Consider the following 25842-nt stretch of genomic DNA (forward strand, 5'->3'; position numbering starts at 1 on the left):
ACAGGAATTTGTGGTGACTGTGGATTACTCTATTCGGGGGCTCGCTCCCAGTGAGGCGCTCTACGTCGACTTGGGAGTTTTCATCGGGTATTCGGTGCGGGCTCGCGGCGATTTGAACATATCGGGGCTCTCGGCGGCATTTGCGACATTGCGACGCTCGTATCCTGTGTTGGCTGCGCACGTGGAGACGATCGATGGAGACCATATGATCGTCAAACCATCCGGTCCGCTGCCCGGCCTCAGCGTGCACACAGGGGATCCCGGTCAGCCGCTGAGCGGGGTGAACCTCAGTGCGGGCCGCGCCCTTTCCGGGCTACACGTCGTCGGCGATTCCGCCTGCGCGAGTGTGACTTTACTAACCCACCACTGCATAGCCGACGGTCGCCATTCTGTAGATTTGCTCAGCGATCTGTGGTCTTTCTACACCGACATTGTGGAAGGAAAGACCCCTGACGCGGTTGTTCATGGCTATCCCGAGTCGCTGGAAAAGCTGTTCTCCGAGAGAGGAATCGACACACCCGATGTCGGCAATGACGAACCATTAGAGTCGGCATTAAACAGGCCGCCGACGGCTGGCTATACCGAGCCACATCGTGCGATGACCCAACTGCGTTGTCGTTTGAGCAGGCGAGTCACGACCGGGCTCATCGACTTCGGACGTCACCATGGAGTTACGGTAAACGGCCTAGTATCTGCCGCTATCATGCGGACCGAGTCAGATCTGAGAAGTGTTCGGCTCGCCGACATCGCCTACCATTTTATTGTGGACCTCAGGCCTCACGTCACACCTGCAGTGGATTCCACCGCGGGAACAAATATTGTCGGCTTCCCCGTCTATCGGGCTACGGCCGAGTCCGTAGAAATCGTGGATCTGGCTCGCAGTTTAAATGAGGAATTGCACATCGATCTCGCCGCCGGCCACCTCCAAAGTGAAGCCCTGACAGCCGCGAAGATGGCAGTGCTGTTGCCTGAACCCAACGAGGTTCGTTGCACCAATGGAGGCACGGTTCCACCATTGCGATCGCCCGCAGGACTCAAACTCGAGGACTGCCGGCCCGCGCCAGCTGGGTTTTCCTTTCCTGTTTACATCGTCCATGGGTATGGCGGTCGACTGAACATCGAGTTTGCTTTGCCGCACGGAGCTTCCCGCTACGACATCGGCCGAGGCCGGGAACGGATCAGAACGCTCGAATCCCACCTTCGTTCCGTGGCGTGATTGACCAGGCACCGGTTCCGTGAGGCCGCGCCACGCAAGGTCAGCGGATCAACCGTTATTCAGACAGTCCCGGTCTCGCAGACGAGGCTCAGCGAAATTCCGCAACGCTTCGGAGATGCGTGGGGCGTTGAGATCGGTGATCGTGGCGAGGTAGACGTTGGCGCGGTGTCCGCGGTGAGCGAGGACGGACAGGAGTTGGAGACTGCGGTTGCAGGTGAGGCGGAGGGTGTCTACGACGCCTTCGAGGGAGTCGATGACGAGGTATGCGGGGGTGAAGTCGTGGGTTGTGGCTTGACCGTTGTCGATCAGAGTTTTGCGTTGGGTTGTGAATCGCCAAACGGAATCCATGATGTCGACAGGGTCCGGGTCGGTGTCCGCGGTGGTCGAGAACGTGGGGGTTCTGGACGGGCCAGTGATCATCCATACGTGCGGAGAGTGGCCGCTGAGGGTGTCGGCGAGGGTGTGTGCGAGGTGCGTCGACGCCGCGGGATCGGCGTTCAGGAGGAGATGACCGTCGCGCTGGGGGTGCCACGTTTTGGTACCCCCAGCGTCGTGCACGTCGATGCGGACAGCGATGTCGGTGTCGGGGTCGTCCAGCTCTGTCAGCATCGTGACGGTTCCTTGTGTTCGAGTAGGGAGGTGGGTCGGCTACGAAGCAATCTGTGCCGTGGGGTTGGTGATGCGGGTGCGGAAGAGGTTGGTGAGCTCGTCCGCTCCGGTTCGACCGTTGTCGGCCATCGGTTCGTTCGCGTAGGAGTTGTGCGAATCGGTGGCGAGCGAGGTGGCGTAGTTGAGCACCTCGTCGAGCACGCGGCCTGGGGTGAGATTATCGGCCAGCCGGTTCAAAAGGGGGAACTCGTCGAGGGGGAGTGCGCGGAGGGTCTTGCGGACCGCGTTGTTGACCTGGCCCACGAGTTTGCCGAGATCGGCCGGTAGAGCCACATAGTTCTGGGCCGCGGCGTTGGTGGAGATCCGCGCTGCGGTGGTGCCGATCGCGATGTACTCGTTGATAGGCAGCTTGGACACCACGGTCCCGATCATCGAACTGAATTGGCTCGCGAAGCTGATGACTTGGGGTGTGAGGGTCGCCAGCAGTGCCGGAACGGCGAACATGTCACCGCGGTGGATTGCATCGGTGAGCTGCGAGACGGTGGTGGCCATCGGGGCGATGTCTGCCCCGGGGATGGTCATTTCTGCGACCTTTGCGCTCAGTGTTGAGACGTTGCCGGCGAGGTCGAGTGCGAGCTGCGGCACGGTGAGCATGTTGCCTGTGGTCACTGCGGTGTTCAGTTTGCCGAGCGTGTCGGTCAGGGGTTGGCCGTCGAGACCGAGAAGCGTGGTGACGACTCCGGCGACCGAAGACGCGGGATCGGTGGCGTCGATCTTCGATCCGAGTTGCCCGATGAACTGTGTGGCGATGGCGTCGTCGGGGGTGTTGCAGTACGTGTCGTCGGGATCGCACACGCTGGCGGTGACGTTGTTGAGAGCTCCGAATCCCTTGGGTCGCGCACCGACGAAGCCGTTGCCGGTGGTCTTGGTTCCGAGTTGAACGCCGGCGGTCGGGCTCTGGCCGGGGTCGGCCATCAGGCCCACGGCAAAGATGCGATCGGCGCTCACCGGGCCCTCGCCGTTTCCGATCTTGCTGGCTAGATCTCCCGCGGCGTCGGCCCCTTGGGAGAAGCCGGTCAGCCCGAACTTGGTGCTCGGGCATTCGGCTGCCTTCTCGGAGATGTGTTGCGATGCGCGATCGATCGCTTCCTTCTTACTGGTTCCGTAGGTCTGGGCCTTGTCGTTCACGATCGTCGCGACGTAGGGAACTGTGTATGTCTGCAGTTCCTGGGATGAGAACTCGGAGTCGAGTGGGTCCACGACGTTGCGGAGCATTCCGACCGGCACATTCGGATCGGCCTGCTCGTTGGTTTCCGTGGTGCCGGGTATGGCCACCAAGATGTTGTCCGGGCATGCCGGAGCACCGGCTTGCGGATCGGCAATGGCGGAGGGAATGACGACGATGCTGGCAGCGACGGCGAGCCCGACTGCGCTGACAACGATCCTCTTGCGTGTACGAGATGCGGTCATGATGTGCGTCCTTTGTAGGTGAGAGCGGGGTTGGTGCAGGTGGACTTCAGCTCGCCAAGGCGGACTCATGGTGTGATCGGGTGTAGAAGAACGTCCGCTTTCCCGGCGAGGGAGTGTTGCCGGTGCGTGCTGCTACTCCGTCGCGGACTCGCGCGACAGCGCGGCTCAAGCGCTGTCGAAGGGCTGCCGGTGAGCAGTTCTCCTCGACGGCGAGCGATGCGAGATCGGCACCTTCGGTGACGAGATATGCACGGATCAGAAGTGAGTGCTCGTCGGCAGTGATGGTCTTGGACTGCACTGCCCATGCAAGAACCGAATGCAATTCCCGTGCCGATACCTCCCCCGGATTGCTGGTCGTGCGGTCATCGGATCCGTCGGCAACCCGGTGGAGCTGGTCGGGTTCGGCCGGCGTTTCCACCGCAGATTCGCAGGTCTTGGTGATCAGACCCAGCGTCCGAAGCGAGAGTGCCCCGGCAATCCCAGTGCCGCCGGGACGGTGCGAAGCGATCACCTCGTAGAACGCGGCGATGGTACGCGAGGCACGTTCTTCGCGGCTGTGATCGGTTCCGTCCAGCCGCGCGTAGCGATGGATTCGGACCAGCTTGGGGAGCATCAACCGGACCAAAACTGTGCCGGCGAGGGCGCTGCCTGCACTGTGCTCGGTGAGCAGAAGGGACAGGGTGGCGTCACTGTCCTGAGCGGCAAGCTCAGCGATGTCGGCCACGGAGCGAGCGGACGACCATGCGGGGTGTCGATCGGCCCACGTGCGGACTTCGCGGCCTGCGAGAGCGTCGACACAGAGATTGGTCCACTCGGCGTTGATCGTCGTAAACAGCGATGTGCTGTATCCGAGTGGGGTGGAGGAATGCGAGGAAGGCTGCGGCGAGGTCACTGGGGCGCTCCTGATAGAGGCAACTGAAGTTCGATCGCCTCTGACACAAACAGCGCCTTATATCCGCTGAGCTGCGGATTCTTACTCGAAAAGGCGGAGCTGTTATACCCGCCGGGTCCGGCGGAACCAGAAAACGGCAGCGCCCCGCGTTCGACATAGACCGCTGTGACCTGCGGTTACACGGCGACGGTGATAACAGCCCGACGAATCGCAGCGGGGCGGTGAAAAAAAGTTCGAGAAATTTCCGGTCGCCTCTGTCACAGACCCGCCCGCGAAGGGATCTACCTGTTCTCAGAAGCCCGTACACGGCGGGCTACCGACAGGAGGACCCCGGATGGACGACCACGATCCGTCGGCCGCATTGCTCTCGGACACCGCTCGCGTGCACTCGGTGTCCGAAGAGATCCGCGGCCTCGCGGCGCAACTCGGCGACAATCCGCTCAGCGCAGAGATCGCCAGCCGCGTCCGCGAGGTCGTGCTCGGTGAGCCGGCCGAGCAGGCGCGGGCAGCGCTCGAACGGATGATGGCGACCCGGGGTCGAGGCGCTCTGCGATTGGTCGACGAGGGCTTCGTACCCGCCACGGTCGAGCCGTCTCGGCACGAGGAGATCTCATGAAGATCCATCTCCGTAAGAAGGGCTCGAACAAGCCGACAGAAGCTGCGCCGGCCACCGAGCTTCATCAGTGGGCCGGCAAGCAAGCGGTCGCGACCAAGGCGATGAAGTGGGGTCTGTTCGCGGCGATCGGCTCCGGAGTGGTGGCACTGGTTCTCGTCTTGGCCGGCGTCGGGTCCACGACGCCGATCCAGAGCAAGGCAAACCCTCAGACGGTCATCGACACAGCCCGCGAAGCAGCAGCGACCGACCTCGCGCAGGACTTCGTGTTGACGTGGTTGCAATCCAAGCGAGGAGACGAGAAAGCCCTCGCGCGCTTCGTCCGCACCGACGGCATGTCGCTTCCGGCTCAGGCGAGCTATACCGCGTCCGAACCTCGAATCGCGAGCGTGAAAGCAATCGACCCGCCGGCGCGAAATCAGGGTCCCACAGGATCGACATCGCAAGGAGGACCGCTACAGGCGGCCGGCCAGAACTACGCGATCGTTGTGTCGGTCTCGGTGGTTCCGATCGGGGCAGACCCGGCGACGAAGCCGGAACGTCGATACTTCTCGGTCCCTGTCGTGTTCGTGGGAGACGACGCGCGGGCTGCAGCAGTCCCTGCTGCTGTGGCGGCCCCGGCAACCGGCGGTGACCTCACACTCGGCTACCGATTCCGAGTCGGCCTCGATCACTCGCTCACCCAGTCGATCAGCCAGTTCCTCTCGGCAATGGTTGCCGGTGCCGGAGAAATTTCTCGCTACACCTCACCCGGCACACCGATCCGTGCCGTCACCCCCGCGCCGTACACCAGTGTCCAGATCACCGACCTCGTCTCGGACACCGACTTCTCGGCGGGTGCGTCCGGATCCCCGGCAGATGGTGCGACGGTACGGGTGCTCGCCACCGCGACCGTCACAGCCACGGACCGAGCGCAGACCTCGACCGTGCAATACCCGCTGACAGCGATCGCCCGGGGTGGCCGGTGGGAAGTATCCGCGCTCGACCCGATGCCGTTGCTCGCGAACTCGACCGGACTCAGCGCAGCAACCCCAACCATTGCGGTGCCGACCTCGACTGGTGCCAGCACTACCTCCTCCGTTCCCGCAGCGCCCGTTCAACCGAACTGACGCTCTGCTCCCCCTATCCGAAAGGTACGAACAATGACCATTACCTCGATCCTGGCCGATCCGTCGTCGACCGTCGTCGCCGAAGGAATCATCGAATGGGCCAACAACAAAGGTGCGGAGGTGCAGGGCCTCATCCGCACTCTCGTGGGCGTCGGCGTCGCCGGGTTCATCGCCGCGATTGCTTTCAAAAGTCACTTCGCCATTGCCAAAACACTGGTGGCGATCGTGGTCGGCGGGGCACTGATCTGGGTGATGTGGAACATCACCGCCGTCAAAGACAGTGTCGGCGACGAGCTTCCCGGCTCCGCCTCGCCACAAAGCAGCGAGGTCGTCGTGGTGCCCGATCCGATCGCGGCGTTCATCTGACACTGCTCGGCCAACTCACGAACACCTCGATTCAACGACCCCCGCAGGAGTGTGACCGACCATGACCGAACAGCAGGCCTCCTCGCGGAGCGTGGTCAAGATGTTCACCAAAGCGCGCAATTTTCCGCAGCTGATCGGCAAAGCGCCAGACGGCCGAAAGATCCCCGGTGGCCCCTACACCCTGACCCAGTTCGTCGGCGCGGGTATTGCAGGCGGACTGCTGTGGCTGACCCAGTCGCTGTGGGCGCAGGGCAGTGTCATCACCAACGGTGTCATCTTCCTCGGTGTCACCGGCGGCACCCTGTGGGCGTTGGGGAGGCTGCCGCAGGGAGCACGGAATCCGATCTCAGTAGTCCGGGGTGTCGGGCGCGCGGCTACCGGGGCGATGTCACCGTCGAGGATCAATGGCGAGCCGATCCGGATCAAACGCCCTCACGCGGTACTGGGGTCGGTGATCATCCTCGACACCCCGCCAAGCCACGACGCTGCTATCAGTGAACCAGCAGTCATCAGAGCATCCAGCGATCGAGTAGAGAACGCCGCGGCACCGGTGGAGCTCGACGACAACGCAGCGCCGGCCGCACCAGCATTCAGACCTCTGACCCAACCGCGGCCGGAGCGAAAGATCGCACCAGCGCCAGCCCGGCCGCGATCGGACGGCGAACGCCAGCGCTCGCAGAGTCCAGCCCTGGCCGAAGCGTTCGGCGTCGCCAACCTGGCACCGGCGAGCAGCGTTCAGCAGCTGCTTGCCATGGCTGCAGCGGCCCCCACCCCGACCCGAGAGAAGGCGTAATGCAACAACCGAACCGGCTCGTCACCTCGAACTTGCGCTGGACCCGCTCCGGAGTCGTCTGGGCGGACTACGTCCTGACCGGAATCCCGTACGGGTACCGGCCGATCGAAGACCGACAGACCGCGCGGGCGATGCACAAGATGTTGCTGCGCGCTCTTCCTGGCGAATCTCTCCTGCTCAGTGTCGCGGTCAGTCTGGACCCAATGACCATCGTCGAGCGCATGGAACGGGGTGTCGATCTCGATCTCCATCCCGCGTGGGCAGACGAATGCGACGCCACGATCGACCGCCTGGAGGAGATCCGACCCGGCCAGCGAATCTACTGGCTGTCCATCCCCCTGGCCAACCACGGCTTCGGTGACACCGTCAAGGCCGCAACGTCCGCCGCATGGTCCTCGGTGGCCGATCTGCTGGGGATGCCGCCCTCGTCGATTCCCGTCGAGGAGAGAGAACGCCGCGCAGCTCAGGCCGCGCAGATCGCCGCGGCCATCCCTGCCTTCTACGATGCGACCCCCGCAACCCCCTCCCAGATGGTGTGGCTGCACCAACATGCTCTGCAGCGCGGCCTCGGCCTCGATACCGACATGCCCACCGCTCTAGATCATCCGGCAGGCACTGCTCGAGGATCCTTCACTGCCGCGCGGCTCGACGAAGGGGCTCAAAGCGATCGCCCCGAATCGGGCTGGCGGGCCAAGGCGCCGACCTTGTCGCGTGTGCTCAAAGTCGACCAGCCGTGGGAGGTAACGCCACCGCCGGCCAGCTATCAGTGCTTCCTGGTGCTCGCCGCCACTCCTTCGGGCGGCACGCTGTTTCCAGGCTCGGAGTACCTGACCCTCGCGGACAACCTGGGCGGCGTCGATGTCGACTGGGCAATTCGGTTCAAGAACTCCGCTGCATCGGAGGTTCTGAAGAAGAACCGCCGCGCCTTGGTGCAGATGAACGATCAATACACCCAGCGAGAAGACGAATTGAGCACCGGCAGCGTCCTCGACGACGCTGCCGTCGCCCTCGCGGAATACAACGCGCTTCTGGAGGCGGACGCAATGGAGATGGAAGTGCAATCCACCACCGTCTTCTGTGTCGCCGCCGCGGACGAAGAGACGGCCATCGCATATCAGCGCGAGCTGGCGAAGGAGTTCGAGGGTTCGACCTACAGGTTGCAGTCACCGATCGGATTCCAGGAGGAGCTGTTCTGGGCAATGACACCCGGCGTGCCGACGCCGGCGATCTGCAACGAGTTCGCGCAGATCACCACATCCGAACATTTCGCCGCGTACGTACCGGTCACCCGCAACGATCTCGGCGACGGAGACGGCCCGCTGATCGCACTCAACATTTCCTCGGCCCGCACTGGCGTCGTGCACCACGACATCGCCAAGAAAGCGTCACGTGACGTTTCGGGTTCGGTGGGAGTGTGTGGCAACTTGGGATCAGGCAAGTCCGGCTACTTGAAAACAACCGGTAACCAGGTCGTCGACCGCGGCGGCCAAGTCATCGTGGTCGACCGGACCCCTCTGGGCGAATACGCACTGTGGGCCGAAGCGATCACCGACGCGGTGGTCGTCGATACCGCAGCACCGGACGTCACGATGGACCCTCTTCGGCTGTTCTCGCCCGCACGAGGAGGGGAAGTTGCGGTGTCTATTCTGTTGCCGCTGTTGCAACTTCAGCCCGACGACCGTTTGGGGGTACTGCTGTCTCAAGTGCTCGAGCCGGAATACCGCGCTCGCTTCGGCAATTTCACTACCCCAGGCCTGGTTTCGCACCTCGAGAAGGACTGCACCCTCGACGGAGCTGCCGAGCTTGCCGGAAAGTTGAAGGTCTACGCGACCAAATCCTATGCAGCAGCGCTGTTTCGGCCGGACCTAGAGCCGTTCAATCCACGCGCAGGAGCCATCGTCTTCCGCACTCACACACTGGAATTGCCCTCGGAGCGAGAAGTGGAGAACGAGCATCTGTTCAAGCAGATGTCGCTCCAGAAGCGGGTAGGGCGAATGATGTACACCCTCATCGCGCAGATCGCCCGCGGCATTTGCTTCGCGGACCCCAACACCCTCGCGGTCTTCCTGCTCGACGAATGCCATCACCTGACGCGCTCGAGCGAAGGTGTCGAGATCATCATCGACTTCATTCGAGACGGCCGCAAACACGACGCCGCGGTGATGCTCGGATCGCACGACCCCGAAGCAGACTTCGGCTCCGAGACGCTGCGAGGGCTCATCCCCACCCGGCTCGTGTTCCGGCAGACGGATCGACGACTAGCGCAAAAATCGTTGAAGTGGCTCGGCGTCGGGGAAGACGATCTCGGACTGCTCAAAGAGCTGATGGAGAACACATCGCCCGTCGAAGGCAAAGACGGATACGTCGCACCGCATCGCCGCGGAGAGGGCTACATGCGCGATCCCGCCGGCAACGTCGGCCGCATCAAGGTCTTACTTCCGGCATCGGAAGCGAGATACCAAGCGGCGAGTACGACTCCGAAAGAATCGACTACCGAGCGCGCTGCGGAGTTGGCGACATGGTGATGTCGAAACGAGTTGTGCGCCGGCCAGGTTCGATTGGCGGCGGCGTCAAGATGGTTCTCGAGCTCGTGCTGTGGTCGTGGATCCCGCGGTCGTGGTGCAGTGTTCTCGCTCGCTTCCTCGGCCCTGTCTTCAAGTGGGTAGTGGCATCTCGAATCCGCCGCGCGATCGTCACAGGTGTCGCTGTCTGGCACATGATCGGTCTGCTGGCGATCGCCCTGGCGTCACCGGCTCATGCCGACCCGGGTGAAACCCTGCCCACCAACAGCACATTCAGCTGGATGGAAGTCCGTGACTCTCACGGAATTCTGGTCTGGGACTACTTCATGTCCATCGACGAAGGCTCGGTCGGGCACCCGATGTACACCGTGTTCTCCACCTTCATCATGCTCGAGTACGAGGTGTACCGCGGGGTGACCGGCTTCGCGATTTGGTTCGTCACCTACGCCTTGCGGTTCGAGTGGCTCGAATTGTTGACTGCGCCGTTCCGTTCGATCGGCGATGCCATGCAAACGGTCACCGATCAGTTCCAGCTCACGGGCCTTCTTCTCACCGCTGCTGCAGGCATCGGAGCGTGGTGGGTCATTCGCGGACGGTGGACGACGGGAGTGTACGAACTCCTGATGGCAGCAGCGATCGCCGCTGCGGCAGTGGGGATCCTGTCCAATCCAGTCGAACGGGTCGCAGGACAAGACGGCCTGATCATGCAGGCGCGCGACGCCGGCGTGCAGCTTGCGGCAGGCCTGGCCAACAAGGGAGACACGACGTCGAGTTCCGACGAACTCATCGACCAGATCTCGGAACAGATGGCCGACACGTTCATCAGGCAACCCACCCAACTGCTGAACTTCGGCCGAGTCATCGACGGCTCGCCCGACGGAGAACGTTGCACTCAAGCCTGGGACGCCGGCCACGAAAAAGCAGACGGCAACACACGAGACACCCTCAAAGACAACATCAAAGGCTGCGGCGGCGAAGGCGCAAAACAGATGAAGGACTTCGCCGATCACCCCGGACCGGGACAGGTCGGGTCCGGGGTCGCGATGCTACTGGCCGGTGTCATCCTGCTCGGATTCGCCACAATTCTGGCGTTCACCCTCATCCTCGCGGTACTCACCGCCCTCGCATCGGCCGTCAAGGGAATTGTGGTGACCGTCGTTGGAATTCTGCCCGGATCCGGCCGCGGAGCATTGTGGAAAACCCTCGCCGCGGTGCTGATGTCGATGGTCATCGTTATCTTCGCGGTGGTGTTCCTCGTCGGATACATGATCGTGATCGGACAGTTGTTCAGAGGAGACGGCGACTCTCCGCTGATGATGAAATTCATCCTGACCGACATCGTTCTGATCGCGGGCATCATTCTCTACCGCCGCGCAGTGAAAGGACTACGCAAAGCTTCCGACGCCCTCGCACGCAAGCTCGGAAGCAGACCAGGAGCCGCGCCCACCGCGATATCGACCAAGACACCGACCAGCCCCCTCGCCCAAGCTGCCTACGCCGGACAAGTGGCCCGCCAGGCCTATCAAGGTGGAAAGGGACTGGCCAAGACAGCCAGCCATGCAACGGCCCGAACCGCCAAGGCGAGTAAAGCTCTCGTCGACGGGACGGCAGCCGCCAGCAGCGCAGCCACACTTGGAACTGCTGCCGTGGTCTACTCGGCCGGGAAGATTGCAACCGCGGGCGTCAAGAAGGTCGTCGGTCGACGGAGCGACGCCAAAGCTACCCAGGCGGCCACCGACACCACCAATGCTTCCGAAACCCACCCCAGCCTTCGCAAACCGATCAACATCGACCTTCCCCCGACGCAGTCGGTCGTCGGCTCCGGTCACTCCCACACTCCGGTCTCCAGCCCCGTCGGAGACCGATCGGCGGTCCGCTCTCACGGCGACAAGACAACGAACGCACCCGGTATCAAGCGGCCGGTGGCCACCGCTCCCGCACTGTCGACTCCAGGAAACCGAGAAGTTCGGGCCAGCCGCGCCACGGTGACCGGCCCTGGAGGCGGACGATTCCGTGAGTACTCCACCGATGAGGGCTCGCCGCTTCTGCTTCCCGACCGGTCCACGCGGCCGTCGAGTGCTCCGCGTCGTGCCCGACCGACCGTCCAACCAGGTGCCACCACGAATCCGACGGAAATCCTCCATCGAGCTGCGTCAGGCGCACGGCGATGACCTTGGTGGCCCCGCCTGAGACAGCGGTGTCGCCGAACTCGAAAGCGCCACGTCGATGGTGGAAACTCGCCCTGGCGGTCGGTATCGCCGCTCTCGGTGTACTCGTCGTCATTCCATTGATGGTCGTCGTACTCGTCACATCGTCAGGTTCCAGCGGTTGTGCCCCCACGGTCTCGTCCGGTACCGGTGGTGATGATGCATCGCCGTTGACCCCGTCCGGTCCCATCGGCAAGCCGACCCGCGATGGCACGACCACGATGACGTCCCCCTTCGGGCAGCGGTGGGGCACGATGCACCAAGGCGTCGACTTCGCGGGCCCGATCGGCACCCCGATCTACGCAGCCCTCGACGGCACTGTGGTCAAAGCCGGACCCGCTCAAGGCTTCGGAATGTGGATCGTCCTCGACTCGATCGTCGACGGAAAACCGGTCTCCACCGTGTACGGGCACATGTATCCCAACGGCGTCCTCGTCAAGGAGGGACAACAGGTCAAGGTCGGCGACCACATCGCCGACATCGGCAACGCCGGCGGCTCCACCGGACCACATCTGCACTTCGAGTACTGGGAAGGCGGCCGTTTACAGGGCGGAACCGCTATCGACCCGATGAGCAAACTCGGTCAGGCGGGAAGCCCCCAATCGTCCGGCGCTGATTCACCGACCGGCGCCGGTACCGCTGTCGATTGTGGCTTCGGCACGGCCGGCGGAGATCTCCGAACCGGATCCGTGCCGCCGGAGTTCGAGCCGTGGATCCGCAAAGCAGGAGCCGTGTGCCCAGGCGTGGGTGCTCCCCTGATCGCATCCCAACTCTCCGCCGAGAACGGTTTCCGCTACGGCCCGTCCGCTCCGGTATCGAGCACCGGAGCGTTGGGGCCCGCACAATTCATGCCGGGAACCTGGGCAACGTGGGGCAAGGATTACGACGGAGACGGGCGAGCCGACCCGAACTCCATCGGAGATGCAGTGATCTCACAAGCCCACTTCATGTGCGCCATCAACGGAGATATCACCGCAGCCATCGCCGCGAGAAAAGTGAAGGGCGACCCAACTGCACTGACGATTGCCGCCTACAACGCGGGCCCCGCCGCGGTGCTCGCAGCCGGTGGAATGCCATCCGGCGGTGACTACACCACACAAACACAGCCCTATGTGGCGAAGATTCTGGCCGGCCAAGCGCAGTACACATCCGAAGGTTCCACAGGCCGGTTCGTGCCGACCGGAGCTGACGGAGACAATGTCGTCGAGGCTGCACGCCAGTACCTCGGAACCCCCTACGTCTGGGGCGGCGGAGATATCAACGGCCCCTCCCGAGGAGGATTCGACTGCTCAGGACTGACCAGTTTCGCCTACTTCGCGGGCAAGCACATCACCCTGCCCCGCACATCCGAGGCCCAATGGGGAGTGGGTTCGGAGATCCCGATCGATCAAGCGATGCCCGGTGATCTCGTCTTCGGATCATTCGAGGCGAACGGCCCTGGGCACGTCGGTATCTACATCGGCGGCGGTCAGATGATCCACGCCCCCACCACCGGAGACGTCGTCAAACAAGCTCCACTCATGGCTGGAATGAAAGCCCGGAGGATCTGATGTCCCTTGCCGGCCGACGTCTTATAGCCGTCCTCCTCGTCGTTGTAGCCGTGGTGACCATCGCCTGGTCCTGCAGCTCACCCGCCACCGATGAGCCGGAATCGGCACCGGAGACAACGAGCGCGCCAACCGCGCCGTCGCTACCCGAAATCAACACACAGCCAACCGAGACAACCGCTGTACCCGCTCCGATCAGCAGCGCCGCCACAGACGCGGAGACCGCAATCCGTCAAGCACTGACGACCGCCTTCACCTGGTACCCCAGCACCGACACGAGCTCGACCGACGCGTTTCTACGCGCCCGCCGATGGTTCACCGACAACCTCGCTGCAAAACTCTCCACCCCTGCAACGACCGAGCGAGGCCCCGGTGCCCAGTGGGAACAGTGGAAGAAAGAAGACGCCGAAATCACCGCAACCGTCTCGATCGGCTGCTCCGGATGCCCGGCAGATACCGCCGAGCGCATCTATCGAGTCGCGGAGATAACGCAATCGGCCGTCACCTCGGATGCCACGGTCCCCGTCGACTCCACCACGACCGTGTGGGTATCGGCAGTGCCGACCGCAGCCGGGTGGAGTGTGGACACTCTCGATTTCTGACCCTCGCCGCACATGACCCGGAGAGGGTCGCCGGCCACTGAACCGATCGCCCTGTACAGGCAACATGGAACGCACTATTTCCCGTGATCGGTGCCGCCGTTCATAGCCCTGTCGCGCTACGTGACAACCGGCTTCCGTCGGCCCTTAGCTCGCGGATCCGCGAGGAGGAGCCCCACCCCAGGCCGGTCGGGGTGGCTTGCGTATACCGAATCTCGTGGCAGTCACGCCGACGCTGGGGTTGGCGGATGGACGTTGCCCGAGGGTGCGTAAGAGAGGAATCGAACCGCATCCGATGAGCAGTTGATGAGGCGCCGATGCTGCCGCGAATTGGTGGTTATATGCCCCGGATGTGGGAAGGTCGCTGCAAGCCTTACTCGCTTCGCATCGCCGTTTGCAGCGTACCCCCCATGTCAAGGGGTGTCGAGCGCACATAGCTGTTCCCGCGACGGTCAGTCGCAACACGGAACGCGACTTGCCCGTCCCCAATCGCACCCTCACCGATAGAGCACTGGTGACCGATCGGTGCGCCACTGATGGGGCCATGAACGCATGCGCTGCAGCGCGAGATGAAAGGTTGTCGGAAAAAGATTCACCGCGGCTGTCACAGAAGTCGACGCACCTGGATCTACCTGTTCTCGAGAAGGCACGACGAGACAGGGAGTCCCCATGAGCGCACCGACACGACTACACGTAGCGAGGGCACGTTCGAGGAGCAGTCGATCTACGGCCGGCCCCCTGAGTCCTGTCATCGATCGAGGAGCGCTGCCGAACTTCGCTCGGATCGAGACCCTCAGGCTCGACGATCCCACCAACCGGATCGTGACCCTCGCAACCACCGACGAGGTCTGGTCGCTCGTCGTCGAGTGGAATTCGAGCAACCTGCTCGTCGACACCGAAGACGAACGATTGATCAGACTTGTCGATGCGGCTCTCCGCGCTGCGCACTGCCAGCCTCACGCCGCGTGCCGTTTCACCCTCGACTACAACCCGACCCATCTCAACAACGAAGTCGGCCGACGCAGCGTGGCCTTGACCGCAACGATGCGCCCAACTTCCGGTGACGGGATCCTGATCACGATCACCCGGGATGCATGATGTGCGCGCTACCCAACCCGACTCAGGCACCCCTCGACGGATACCGGTCGCTACGTGATGCACCCTCGCTCGACCCCCAGAACAATCCGTGGATCCGCAACTGTGTGCTCTACGTTGCCGGTGGAGTCGTGTCGGCAGCACTGGGCCCGATCCTGAACCTCGACACAGCGATCGCATGGGGTGGAGCAGCACTCGGCGTCGGCGCGGGCGCGGCCGTCAGCTACAACGGCTATCGCGCCACGATCCGAGCCGAAGAGACCGATCGTGCGATCGAGCAGCTCTGCCGGCTGACCGCGTCACCGCCGACCCGTGATGTCCTGACGGCGACTCGGTGGAGCGGCCAGTGGCCCGGCCGTCCGGGCAGAATCACCGTCCGCTACCAGTCGGCCGCGCTCCTTCTCGACGAACAGTGGGAGCCCCGCGTCGTCGAATTGCTCTCCCAGCAGAGCTGGGGCCGGTACCGGATCCAGAAGCACAACACACGCAAACGCCGTCTCGTTCTCGTCCCGGACACACGGTCCGTCTCCGAGACGCATGTCTCGCCCGAACTCGTCAAAGCCACGCGCACGATTCTCGCGCTGCTAGGGCCGACCGGAAAGATCACCAGACACGAGACGGACCCGAGCACCGGGGATCTTGTAGCTGTCGAAGCCACCCATGAGGTCGGACATCGACTCGAGTCCGAGGGCTATCGGGCCCGAGTACAACGAGTAGTGAGCGTCAATCTGCCCGGTCGGTGGCGTGCTCGCTGGAACCTCGAAACGGACTGGGTGCGTTTCGAGGTGCGCCCGACCTTTCCGAAGAAGCTCTACAACCCGGCCGGCCTCGGCGACGCGGAATCCACGACCGATCTCGGCGACCTCGCGCACTCCGACTACGACTCGGTCGCGATTTCGTACGGCGAGGACGAGGACGGCAACCCCATGGTGTGGCGGCCGGCGATCGACCCACACTTCATGCTCGTCGGTGCATCCGGAACCGGAAAGACCGTCACCGCACACACCCTGCTGACACAGCTCACCGCGCACGGTTGGCCGGTATGGGTCGTCGACGGAAAAGGGGTCGAGTTCTTGGGCTTCCAGGACTGGCCGAATGTACAGATCGTCGCCAGCCACATGGAGCACCAGGTCGCGGTCATCTATCGGTTCTGGAATCTCATGGAAACCCGGTACTCGCTGATCGTCAACGGAGAAGCTACCGAGGCCGACTTTGAGCCCGTCGTTCTGTTCATCGACGAGTACGCCGACTTCCGAGGCAACCTGCTCAACTGGTACTCGAGCATCAAAGGTAAGGGTGATCCCACCAAGCCGAAGACCCTCCAGGAAGTGGCGTCGATCGGACGAAAAGGCCGCACAGCGAAGTGCCACATGGTGCTGGGAACGCAGCGACCCGATGCCGAGTACTTCGGCGGCGACATGCGAGACAACTTTCGCCAGCGCGTATCGATGGGCCGTCTGAGTCCGCAGGGCGCGTTGATGATGTGGGAATCGGCAACCACTGGAGTCGGTATCCCGCGCGGATGTCGTGGGCGGGCGACCAGTGTCAACGACCACAACCAAGCGGTCGAAATTCAGACCTACTTCACTCCCGACCCCCGCAAGACTGAGCCCGGGGCCGACGACGCAGCGGTGCTGGACCGCCTGCGTCCTCTCGAAGTGCGGCACGAGCGGTTGGTGATCCTCGACCCGGATCCCGGCGGCACCGTGGACGGCGACGAAGAGATCCGTTTCCATCACGTCTCCGGCGCGCCCTGGGCGCGCGCGTCGGACCATCCCAATCTCGATCCCGTCGCCAGGCGAAAGACGCGCGCGGACAGTGATTCAGCTCGTCGCGCATCGTCGCCGATGGCAATGCTCAATCTCGACACCCCCACCGTTCGCCAGCCCAAGCCCGACGCGCAGACGCCGAAAGAAAAAGCCGTGTCCGGCGTCCCGGGCTCTCCGATGCACAAGGACCGCCCGCACCTGCAGGTGGTCCCCGACGCCGGTACCGACGTCGACGACTGGGAGGGCTACGGCGAATCCGAAGACACTGCTCCGGTCGACCTCGTTGCCGGCGACCTAGTTCTCCTCGACGAGGACGCCGGGATCTGGGTCGTCGTCGACAACGAACCCGACATCTACGGAGACGAGTCGGGTGACGACATGGTCGGGCTGACCTGGCGTGGCGACGGCGACGACGAGGGGGTGCTCGACATTCCTCTCGACGCGACTGTTCAAGTTCGTCGCCCCCTTGCCCTCGCCACCTGAATCACTCTGCGACACACACGATCAGAAGAGGAACAACCACATGTCCCAACACGGCAACAACAGCAAAGCCCTCTCCGACGACGATCAGATGGCGCTGATCTGGATCGCCCCACTCGCAGCCACCATGGCTCTCGGATCCGCAGGCCTGTGGTGGTCGACGGCAATCGCCTGGCTGGTCGAGCACTCCATTCTGATCGCCAGCGAGGCATCCCCGATGGTGCAGATCCCAGCATCGGACGGTGCCGGGCTCGACGGTCGACGACTGATCATCGCTCTCGCCGTCGTCGTCGCCCTCGGTGCCGTCGCGATCAGCGCCGGCCGCTCGGCCTACTCAGCCCGACAGGCTCGACTGCACCGAGGAGACCGGGGATGAGAACGAAAGCCACCAGTGGTCGCCGCGCAGAACTACGCGCGATCGCGAGCAGAGAATCGTTCACGATGCCGCTCGGTCAGTGTGTCCGAGACAGCAACTGGGCCGCCCGCGAAACGGCGGTCGCAGAGCTGCTGCAGTCACGGATCCCACGTCTCGAACGGCGCCGGAAAGCAACCGTCGCTGCAGCGCATCTCCTCGAATCGTGCGAGACCTGCCCGCTCGCGGCCTTCGTCGCATGCCGCACAAGAGCCGAGGCAGATAGCTATACCGGCGTCGCGGCAGGCGGACTGTACGACCGAGGAACTCTCATCACCGAAGAAAAACGACCCGACGGTCTGGACGCGATGCACTCCCGCGAGGTAGTGTCCCCAACATCTGATGTGCGGTCTGACCAACCGCATCAACTGAAAAGGGATGCACCATGACTGACGTCGACGTGGTTTCGCGTACGCAAAACAATCTTTCCCCCGCACTGTGTGATGCAGTGCCCGATAGCAATACAATGAATCCTGACCGGAATACCGGTTCATGGAGTCGCTCGACGACGTCGAGGGGTGGTTCCTTCGGCCCGACGAGCGACGGCAGTGACGCTGCGCGTGCGCGACGTCGCTCCACTCCCGCGGCGGGATCTAACAGAACATCCCGCCGCGGGAGTGCCTCGTCGGTACCCTCCGGACCCGCCCGCCGCCACCTGCTGTCGTTGCGGCTCGGCGGTATGCCCGACCAAATGATCCTCGATCTCACGAAGCTCAGCCTCAGTGATGTGGAGACAGTCGCCAACCACAAATGCTTCGAGACCACCGCAAGCATCTCGAAAGCTATTCTCGACGTCACCTTCCACCCCACCCGGGGACGGGCGATGACCTTAGGTGTCGGAGCTCAGCGACGGATCCGGGCCCTCGTCGCGATGGGCTACTCGGTGCAAGCGCTGTCCGAACTGACCGGGCTGTCGGTGCCCAAGCTTTCGACGTTGCCATCGGATCAAGTTGTCCCCAGTGAACTCTGGTCCGTCATCAACGACGTCTACGACCAGATCTCCATGACACCCGGCCCCGACGAGCAGGTCCGGAATGCAGCCCGTGAGCAGGGATGGGCGACGCCTCTTGCTTGGGACGATGACGAAATCGACGACCCCCGAGCACGTCCACATTCGCCCCGAGGCATCCGCGGCGTGGACGAGGCGGCCGTCTACCGTCGCCTGTGCGGCGAATGGAGACTGCCGCTCACTCTTGCAGAGCAAGCCGAGATCGTAGGAATTTCGCTCCGTCGGCGGTGGTCAACCGAGCACCTGGCCGACGTACTCGGAATCGATCTCGACTCAGCGGTGAAAAAGAAGGTCCGCTACCGTGCCCGGATGGCCGTGCACGCCGCTCGCTCCGATGGTGAACGAGAAGCCGATGTTGCGTAGCGACTACGTCAGAAGTGTCGTGGTCGCTCTGGCGGCAGGCGTCCTATGGGCCTTGATCGAGGCGTCGTCGGCATCCTGGGCCAGCACTCAGGCATCAACTGCTGCGACTGTCGGCCGCGTCTCGATTGTCGCGATAGCAGTGATCGTCGGGGTAGCTCTGTCGGCCGCGCTGCGGACCACCGTCATCGCGGTGTGTGCACGGGTCGAGATCTCCGTCGACGAGGCGGCGCTGGGGACGAAAATTCCCGTCATCGTCTCCGGTGTCGTGTGGGGCGTCATCTCCGCTTTCGTCAGTACTCCGACGAGTGCGCCGCCGGCGGCAATGCTGTTCTTGGCTCTGGTAGTGCCCTGGATTGCGTGGATCGACCAACGCGTGCAACGGATTCCGACTGCTCTTGCGTATCTGGCCGCCAGCGGAACTGCAGCAATGATCTTGCTCACCGGTGTCGTTCACGGCACCTGGGGCGCGGTCGGTCGCGCCCTTCTGGCCGGCCTGGCCGCCGGCATATTGTTCTTCGCGCTTGCAGTGCTTCTGCGCGGCGGAATCGGTATCGGCGATGCGCGACTGGTGGTCTCGCTCGCGATGGTCCTAGGCTACGTCGGCTGGACATCCCTCGGTGCGGCGCTGGTGTTCTCGATCCTGACGGCTTTCGTCGGAGTGATAGTCGTGCGGGTCCTTCGAGCGATCAGATCCGAGCCTGCACGGTCGCATATCGCGCTGGGCCCGTACCTCGCACTCGGCACCGCGCTCACTCTCGTCGCATCCTGATCCGCCTGCGCGCAGTTGCGTCCTGCTTTTTCTTCCCTCCCCGAACTCGACAGCTCCCGAAGAGGTGATTGCCATCATGGCGAAGACACATCAGACCGCATGGACAGCCATTGCCGCAGCCGTGATGGTCGCTGTGGCGGCCGCGGCTGCCGTGGTGATCACGACGGATCACCACGAGGCCGACACTGCGCCACCACCACCCCAGGTCTTCCACGACGTCATCACCGTTGCGAGCCTTCTCGACGCCCTGCCCGTCGTCGACGATATCGACAGCACGGCCAGGTGGCCCGACGGTCAGCGCTTGGCGGAACTTCTCGTGCGGCCGCCAGGCAGCGATCACGGATGCGACACCAGGAACATCGCATTGGCAGCGGAGCTCGAGGCCGTCACATTCGCTGCCGGAACGGACAATTGCGTTGTGGCACAGGGCGTGTTGAATGATCCATACACCGGTGTCACCGTCGAATTCGATGCAGCATCTGAGAAAGATGCTGCAGCAAGCGATTACGTCTACCCGCTGGACGCGGCGTGGGCGTTGGGTGCTGCTGCATGGGCACCCGAACAGCAGCAACGCTTTGTCAGCGACGTACAGACCAACATCATCGTCGCCAGCGCGCAGGCAGTTGAACATCGAGCCCAACGTGGGCTTTCTCAGTGGCATCCGAGCAACGACGACCTCGCATGTGCATTTGCGGCGAAATATCTTCGTGTGGCGCAGACATACGCCTTGCCCATCACCCGCGGTGATGCTGTCGCGGCCACGCAACTCTGCGGTCTCGGCAACACCGCGGTGACAACTGCGGGCGAGACCGAACCGGCGAACTGACCACACGATCGGCCACACAAATCTCCTCCCCAAGAGGAAATGAAAGTCCCTCGCACACAACATGAAAGAAGGAATCTCATGCCCAAGACCGCCGACCAGGCCGATGCAACCACCCGCGAGATCCTCGGCCCGCAGTTCACCGCAATGCGCAACCTTGTCGAAGCAGCCGAGAACAGCCGGCAGAAGGCCGAAGCAGTCGCCAAAGCGCAGGCCGAACATGTCGACTCGACCGCCGAATTCATCGTGGCCTACGACGCCGCCAAAGCTGCAGGCTTCACCACCGCCCAACTGAAGAAGGGCGGCTACGTCCGGCCATCACTGAAGGGAGTCGCAAAACCGGCCACCAGCAAGAAAGAACCCACGCAGACCCCGCCGGCAGAAACCGCCGCCACCGGCGGCGAACCCCACGGGCACGACAGTGGGCAGCAGAACCATGCCGCACCGGCGTCGGAGGAACACCGGAGTGATCACCACAACGAGCACGGCGAGCACGACGCCATGGCGAGCTGACATGACATCCCGTCGACAACCAGAGGGGGCTGTGCGATGAGCACCGACCGAACCGACGCGATCACCCATATCGAGCTGGCCTGCGACGTCTGCGCGCTGGAACCCAGGGACGGGGGAGCGGGACCGCGGGGCGCATGGTGGGCGGTGGCCATGAAAGATTGCTGCGCCGGCGGACAGCTCATGGCCCACCTCGCGTGCGACGAGCACTTCTTCGATCTGATTTCACAGAAGCTGCCCGGCGTATGCACGAGTTGTGGCCACCTGAGCCGGACCCTGTCCGACGTCGTCGATGTCGCATGGACGATAGGAACCGGAACCGACCTGCCCGGCCGGCCGGGACGATGACCCAAGCTGTCGCACTGCTCGGTGGAGGCGTCCGCCGAGCGTGCACTTGCTGCAGCGCTGTCGAATACTTCGGCGGCGCTGCAGGTCGAGTCGGTACCGCCGCCCCCCGCGGGGCCGCAGTACCGACTCTGTATCCGGGACCGCAAGACCCCCTCCGGGTGAGGTCCGATGTCCTCCGCGCGCCGTAGTCGTAACCGCGTCACCCCAGACGGGGGCGCGTTCGACCCCGATCGAGGATCCAGCGGAGAGCTGGAGAAGAAGCAAGGGGTGGTGCTCCCGCACGCATCCTTCGCCGACCGAGCCGCGAATCGCGAGCATGCCCGCGGCCTCGATACCGACATCGAAGGACTGCCCGGTCTGACACGCGCGCGCCGCGACCTCGAACGCGCCTTCCCCCGCAACACCGCCGCGCCGATCACGAACGAACGAAAAAGACGTTCGCTGCCGGCCGCGATCGAACTCCGTCGAAGCCTCAGCGCCCGCCAGCGCAATGCGCGATCAGCCACCAAAAGGACTGTCGAGCAGAGCGTTCCCCGAGCCCAGCACCGTGCGATGAGCACACTGATCGGAGATCCAGAAAATTGGAAACGCACCAACGACGCATTGTCCGATGTCAACGGTGATGCAGTTCGGCTCGACGACGACCAGCGCCGCCACATCCAGAGAGTCGACCGCGCAATCCAGCGATACGAGCGTGAGTCCGGACGTGGACACCTGGTCTACACCGTTGTGAGCTTGCCCCACGCCGTCATCCATCCATCCGAGCTACCCGAGACCCTCTCACCCGGCTCGGTCATAGCTTTCGACCGCTTCACCGGCGCCCGCCACTCGATCCACGAACTCGACGCACACAGCCATCCGACGGACGCCGTATTCGAGATCCAAACAACACGAGGGCTGTACCTCGGAGCATCGGACAAGGGCGACGACACGAGCCACCTCCTCCCACGGGGCACCCGCTACCGAGTCGTCAACTCGCACTTCGTCCCCTACGAGCGACCAGGTCAGAGGGTCAGGGAAAGGCTCGTCGTGCAACTCGAAGACATCGACACGGACTGACCATCAGCGAAAGGAACAAACAGACATGCCCACCGAAAAGGCCTCACCGCCACCACACCGACGAGAACGCCGCGCACCATGGCAATTTCATCCAGACATCATGCCGCGCGCCGACTTTCGCGCCGTCCAAGCCGAAGACCCCCAGACCGGACCCATCGACGGAGCCATCGACACCGGCGAAGAATCGGAATAGAGACGGTCACTTGTCATGGGCCCTGCGCGATCGGATGCTCTCGTCGAGCCACTCCGCACCATGATGACGGCCACAAAACGTGATACGCGCCCAAAACAAACCTCATCGGTTGCTTCTAACGTAGCCAGGGTGGAGCATACGAGTCATGCCTGTCTCTGAACTTCTGCGCCTCGGCAATGCTCGACCAATCGTCCGATGGGGCGACCCTGTCCTGCACACATCGGCTCGACCGGTGACCGACTTCGGTCCTGATCTGCAAAGTCTGCTTGCCGATATGTTCGCGACCAATACTGCTGCGGACGGTGCCGGCCTCGCCGCTCAGCAGGTAGGCATCGACCTTGCGGTGTTCATCTACGATTGCAGTGACGAGACCGGGACACGGCGAACTGGTGTCGTCTGCAATCCGGTAGTCGAACTCGCCGAAGGAAACGATCGACACCTCATCGATTTCGGTGAAGGATGCTTGTCCCTCCCCGGCGCATACACCGACCTCGCACGGCCAGAGTTCTCTATCTGTCGAGGACAGGACCAGTACGGTAACCAGATCGAACTCAACGCAGGCGGCACGCTCGGGCGTTGTTTCCAACACGAAACCGATCACATCAACGGTATCGTTTTCGGCGACCGCCTCTCGAAGCGCAAACGTAAACAGCTCTATCGTGACCACGAGACGGTCTCTGAGCAGTACAGCAACGATTGGCCAACACGATAGATTCTGCTCCGGAAGCAGTGACCGCTCTGCTCCGCCTACCCACCCGGTGACGTCAAGACCTTCACGAAGCCTGACATTCATCTACACGAAACAGTAGGTCGAACCCTCAACGCATCCATGGCTCGCTATTGCACGGCAACGGACCATATGGTCTTGTATCCTGGGCTAGGGAACAGGAGTTCGGGGAACATATGCCTTACGCAATGGCTGCGGCGTCGCTACGGGCCGCGATTCCAGAGGTAGTGACGGCGTACAGAACCACTTTGCTACGCGAGAATAGTCCCCTCGGGATCAATCCGGGGGTGTGGTCACAGTGCCGCCGCCAAGCACTGGCAATCCTCAACGAGTGCGTAGATGCATTAGGCCTTCCCACGTCTTCGACTACTCGGTCGGCGATTCCAGACGAGTACACCCGGTTGCTCGGCTCGCATCGAGCCCTACAGGCAATACCGGCTTCGGAGTCCGTGCGAGCTGTGGAGATTCTGTGGTCATCCCTTGAGCCTGCAATAGAGCTGGCCGCCAAAGAGGCACCCTTGACACACCGACCTGGGGTCTGGAGACGCATCAACGCCGCTTTTCGCCTTGCTGCCGGTGGCCGCCTTCACACGGGCATGCTCAGCTACGAGGAGACCCGAGGCCATTTGAGGGACAGGCAACTTCGAGTGCTTGAGGCCGCGTCAGACGCATCTTTGACCAACCGGGAGCTTGAAGTCTTGGAGGCTGTGGCGTTCGCGATGACCAACCGGCAGATCGCTCGCACTCTGAATATTTCAGAGCTCACAGTCAAGCGGCATCTGTCCAACGCCTATCTGAAACTTGGGGCGTCGTCCCGTATGGACGCGTTGCACAGGCTATTCGGCAGCCGCATCTAGCGGCCCGCAATTTCATACCGCGCGCACCAGGAGGGTGCCGAGCATCGCGAGGTTTGCTGCGTACTGGGTGGCCATGAAAGCGCGGTACCCGCAGCGCCGTGCCTTCAGGTCATAGTCGTTCGCCCGCGCGCATAGCGCCATCACCCAGAGAGCTCCAGCAGTCAACGGCAATGTTCCGAACAGTGCGAGCGGTGCCCATAGCAGTGAGGCGATCGGTGCGCATACTCCAACGACAGTCGTTCCGAATATGGCCAGCCGCCGTGCAGAGCTGAGTCCACGTTGCGCTGCCAGAGTGCGCCTCCCACCAATGGCGTCCCCGTGGGCATCGGATAGGTCCTTCACGACCGCTCCCACCAACGCCATCCATGTTGCCATCGATGCGCAGAAGACTTGTTCCGTACGCCCAAATCCTCCGCCGCCGGCGGCCGCTCCGGCAGCATAACTTGCCCAGCCGAGGCCGAATATCACTACAGAAGAAGACAAACTCCAACGCTTGGCAGCCAGTGGCGGTGCCGAGTACACCCACCCAAGCGTCAGGAAGGCGAAGGTCCAGCACCACATCTCGCGCCCCGCAACTGCAGCCATCAGCAGGGCTGTGATCGCCGTAGCCACGCTGACCCACCGGGCTGTACGGACTGCCAGTTCCCCCCGCGCAATCGGTCGCTGCGACGCGTTTGCCACATCCTCAAGGACGTCAGTCACACCATTGAACAAGTACGTCGATATCACGACGGCCCACCAGGTCAACGCGCCGGCCGCTAATTGTCCGACACCGACAGGCCCTGCAGTCGCTGATACGCCGGCAATTCCAACCGCGAATCGAAGCAGATAGACACCTTGGACCTGCGGTCTGGCCTCCACGAAGCACAACCATGCATTTCTTGCGGGACTCGACGCGCCCCCAGGACGACCTACCTGTGTGCCGTGCTTGACCGACTCACACCGATACGACCACCCATCTGACACAGCCGGAGCCTAGCTGTCGCAGTGCACGAAGGTTTCTGCCCGGACTTGTCTTCGCTAAAACTACATCCAAAGTTGTAGTTTTCTGAGGTATTACCTACTCCCTTCGTGCCACAAAGGGGACCAACGTATTCGCTGCTAGGCAGACTCGACTGGTACCGAAATGCACAGCAGGCGTACTGCAACTCTCCGAGTAAGCGAGGACCATGAGCAATCCGTTCGACGATGAAGACGGCAGCTATTTCGTTCTCACCAACGAGGAGGGGCAGCACTCTCTCTGGCCGGTCTTTATCGACGTCCCGGCCGGTTGGTCAAGAGTGTTCGGCGAGGCCAAGCGGACTGCTTGTCTGGAGTACGTCGACACCCACTGGACCGATTTGCGCCCCAAGTCACTCGCCATTGCTCAGGCCGAAAACCGCAGCCAGACAACTAATGTCGGACCAACTATGCGGCCGGGAACGACCAATTCGGTTGAGGGCATCCCAGCCGATGCCTACCACAACGAAATTAGGTCGTAGCTCG

The 25842-nt window shown here is 63.0% G+C and carries 26 protein-coding genes; 22 read left to right on the forward strand and 4 right to left on the reverse strand.

Annotated features, from left to right (window positions below; genetic code table 11):
• The first annotated feature begins 13 nt into the window (after window positions 1-13).
• Window positions 14-1216 (forward strand): phthiocerol/phthiodiolone dimycocerosyl transferase family protein, encoded by a 1203-nt coding sequence (locus CH271_RS09190; protein ID WP_032365006.1) that lies wholly within the window; start codon window positions 14-16, stop codon window positions 1214-1216.
• Window positions 1217-1264: 48 nt separating this feature from the next.
• Here the strand turns inward: CH271_RS09190 and CH271_RS09195 are convergent, their stop codons facing one another.
• From CH271_RS09195 to CH271_RS09205, 3 genes are read right to left on the reverse strand one after another with little or no spacing between them, the layout of a single operon-like run.
• A complete protein-coding gene (locus CH271_RS09195) occupies window positions 1265-1825 on the reverse strand; it encodes a hypothetical protein (RefSeq protein ID WP_015586139.1) in 561 nt (186 codons plus the stop codon).
• A gap of 39 nt (window positions 1826-1864) precedes the next feature.
• Window positions 1865-3295, reverse strand: coding sequence for a cutinase family protein (locus tag CH271_RS09200; protein WP_015586140.1), 1431 nt, complete (start codon window positions 3293-3295; stop codon window positions 1865-1867).
• 46 nt (window positions 3296-3341) lie between these two features.
• Entirely contained in the window at window positions 3342-4187 is an 846-nt protein-coding gene (locus CH271_RS09205) for a hypothetical protein (protein ID WP_015586141.1), read from the reverse strand.
• A gap of 334 nt (window positions 4188-4521) precedes the next feature.
• Here CH271_RS09205 and CH271_RS09210 point away from each other — a divergent pair, with 334 nt between their 5' ends.
• The 20 genes from CH271_RS09210 (at window position 4522) to CH271_RS29250 (ending at window position 24357) form a co-directional block, all read left to right on the forward strand.
• Window positions 4522-4803, forward strand: coding sequence for a hypothetical protein (locus CH271_RS09210; protein ID WP_015586142.1), 282 nt, complete (start codon window positions 4522-4524; stop codon window positions 4801-4803).
• Entirely contained in the window at window positions 4800-5909 is a 1110-nt protein-coding gene (locus tag CH271_RS09215) for a conjugal transfer protein (protein ID WP_015586143.1), read from the forward strand. The genes CH271_RS09210 and CH271_RS09215 overlap by 4 nt, the downstream gene beginning before the upstream one ends.
• A 33-nt stretch (window positions 5910-5942) precedes the next feature.
• On the forward strand, window positions 5943-6275 hold the full coding sequence (locus tag CH271_RS09220) for a hypothetical protein (protein ID WP_015586144.1): 333 nt from the start codon (window positions 5943-5945) through the stop codon (window positions 6273-6275).
• Between the two features lie 61 nt (window positions 6276-6336).
• Window positions 6337-7068 (forward strand): hypothetical protein, encoded by a 732-nt coding sequence (locus CH271_RS09225; RefSeq protein WP_015586145.1) that lies wholly within the window; start codon window positions 6337-6339, stop codon window positions 7066-7068.
• Complete coding sequence (locus CH271_RS09230; protein WP_015586146.1) at window positions 7068-9593, forward strand: ATP-binding protein; 2526 nt, start codon at window positions 7068-7070, stop codon at window positions 9591-9593. Before CH271_RS09225 ends, CH271_RS09230 begins: the two co-directional genes overlap by 1 nt.
• A 50-nt stretch (window positions 9594-9643) precedes the next feature.
• Complete coding sequence (locus CH271_RS09235) at window positions 9644-11761, forward strand: hypothetical protein (RefSeq protein ID WP_141214634.1); 2118 nt, start codon at window positions 9644-9646, stop codon at window positions 11759-11761.
• Window positions 11762-11880: 119 nt separating this feature from the next.
• Window positions 11881-13347 (forward strand): peptidoglycan DD-metalloendopeptidase family protein, encoded by a 1467-nt coding sequence (locus CH271_RS09240; RefSeq protein ID WP_072692242.1) that lies wholly within the window; start codon window positions 11881-11883, stop codon window positions 13345-13347.
• Complete coding sequence (locus tag CH271_RS29245; protein WP_015586149.1) at window positions 13347-13946, forward strand: hypothetical protein; 600 nt, start codon at window positions 13347-13349, stop codon at window positions 13944-13946. Before CH271_RS09240 ends, CH271_RS29245 begins: the two co-directional genes overlap by 1 nt.
• Window positions 13947-14612: 666 nt before the next feature.
• Window positions 14613-15041: a hypothetical protein gene (locus tag CH271_RS28780; protein ID WP_015586151.1), complete on the forward strand. Its 429-nt coding sequence runs from the start codon at window positions 14613-14615 to the stop codon at window positions 15039-15041.
• Window positions 15041-17290: an FtsK/SpoIIIE domain-containing protein gene (locus tag CH271_RS09255; protein ID WP_052049378.1), complete on the forward strand. Its 2250-nt coding sequence runs from the start codon at window positions 15041-15043 to the stop codon at window positions 17288-17290. Before CH271_RS28780 ends, CH271_RS09255 begins: the two co-directional genes overlap by 1 nt.
• A 40-nt stretch (window positions 17291-17330) precedes the next feature.
• Window positions 17331-17663, forward strand: coding sequence for a hypothetical protein (locus tag CH271_RS09260; RefSeq protein ID WP_015586153.1), 333 nt, complete (start codon window positions 17331-17333; stop codon window positions 17661-17663).
• 727 nt (window positions 17664-18390) lie between these two features.
• Complete coding sequence (locus tag CH271_RS09270) at window positions 18391-19071, forward strand: hypothetical protein (RefSeq protein WP_052049379.1); 681 nt, start codon at window positions 18391-18393, stop codon at window positions 19069-19071.
• Entirely contained in the window at window positions 19061-19840 is a 780-nt protein-coding gene (locus tag CH271_RS09275) for a hypothetical protein (RefSeq protein WP_015586156.1), read from the forward strand. The genes CH271_RS09270 and CH271_RS09275 overlap by 11 nt, the downstream gene beginning before the upstream one ends.
• Window positions 19841-19916: 76 nt before the next feature.
• Window positions 19917-20666 (forward strand): hypothetical protein, encoded by a 750-nt coding sequence (locus CH271_RS09280; RefSeq protein WP_015586157.1) that lies wholly within the window; start codon window positions 19917-19919, stop codon window positions 20664-20666.
• 78 nt (window positions 20667-20744) lie between these two features.
• Complete coding sequence (locus CH271_RS09285) at window positions 20745-21176, forward strand: hypothetical protein (protein ID WP_015586158.1); 432 nt, start codon at window positions 20745-20747, stop codon at window positions 21174-21176.
• A 36-nt stretch (window positions 21177-21212) separates the two neighbouring features.
• On the forward strand, window positions 21213-21521 hold the full coding sequence (locus CH271_RS09290) for a hypothetical protein (RefSeq protein ID WP_015586159.1): 309 nt from the start codon (window positions 21213-21215) through the stop codon (window positions 21519-21521).
• 168 nt (window positions 21522-21689) lie between these two features.
• Window positions 21690-22580 carry a hypothetical protein gene (locus CH271_RS09295; RefSeq protein ID WP_015586160.1) on the forward strand — a complete coding sequence of 297 codons (891 nt, stop codon included), beginning with the start codon at window positions 21690-21692 and terminating at the stop codon, window positions 22578-22580.
• A gap of 25 nt (window positions 22581-22605) precedes the next feature.
• The gene (locus tag CH271_RS28785; RefSeq protein WP_155289036.1) at window positions 22606-22773 is read left to right on the forward strand and encodes a hypothetical protein; all 168 of its coding nucleotides are present in this window, start codon (window positions 22606-22608) and stop codon (window positions 22771-22773) included.
• A 145-nt stretch (window positions 22774-22918) separates the two neighbouring features.
• On the forward strand, window positions 22919-23485 hold the full coding sequence (def, locus tag CH271_RS09300; RefSeq protein ID WP_015586162.1) for a peptide deformylase: 567 nt from the start codon (window positions 22919-22921) through the stop codon (window positions 23483-23485).
• A gap of 611 nt (window positions 23486-24096) precedes the next feature.
• Window positions 24097-24357, forward strand: coding sequence for a helix-turn-helix domain-containing protein (locus tag CH271_RS29250; protein ID WP_080730074.1), 261 nt, complete (start codon window positions 24097-24099; stop codon window positions 24355-24357).
• Window positions 24358-24369: 12 nt separating this feature from the next.
• Here the strand turns inward: CH271_RS29250 and CH271_RS09310 are convergent, their stop codons facing one another.
• The gene (locus CH271_RS09310) at window positions 24370-25323 is read right to left on the reverse strand and encodes a UbiA family prenyltransferase (protein ID WP_080730065.1); all 954 of its coding nucleotides are present in this window, start codon (window positions 25321-25323) and stop codon (window positions 24370-24372) included.
• Window positions 25324-25526: 203 nt separating this feature from the next.
• Here CH271_RS09310 and CH271_RS09315 point away from each other — a divergent pair, with 203 nt between their 5' ends.
• Window positions 25527-25838 carry an MbtH family protein gene (locus tag CH271_RS09315; protein ID WP_015586165.1) on the forward strand — a complete coding sequence of 104 codons (312 nt, stop codon included), beginning with the start codon at window positions 25527-25529 and terminating at the stop codon, window positions 25836-25838.
• Window positions 25839-25842: the final 4 nt, after the last annotated feature.

It is taken from the genome of Rhodococcus sp. 05-340-2 (assembly GCF_002258915.1).
In the GTDB taxonomy this organism is placed as follows: Bacteria; Actinomycetota; Actinomycetes; order Mycobacteriales; family Mycobacteriaceae; genus Rhodococcoides.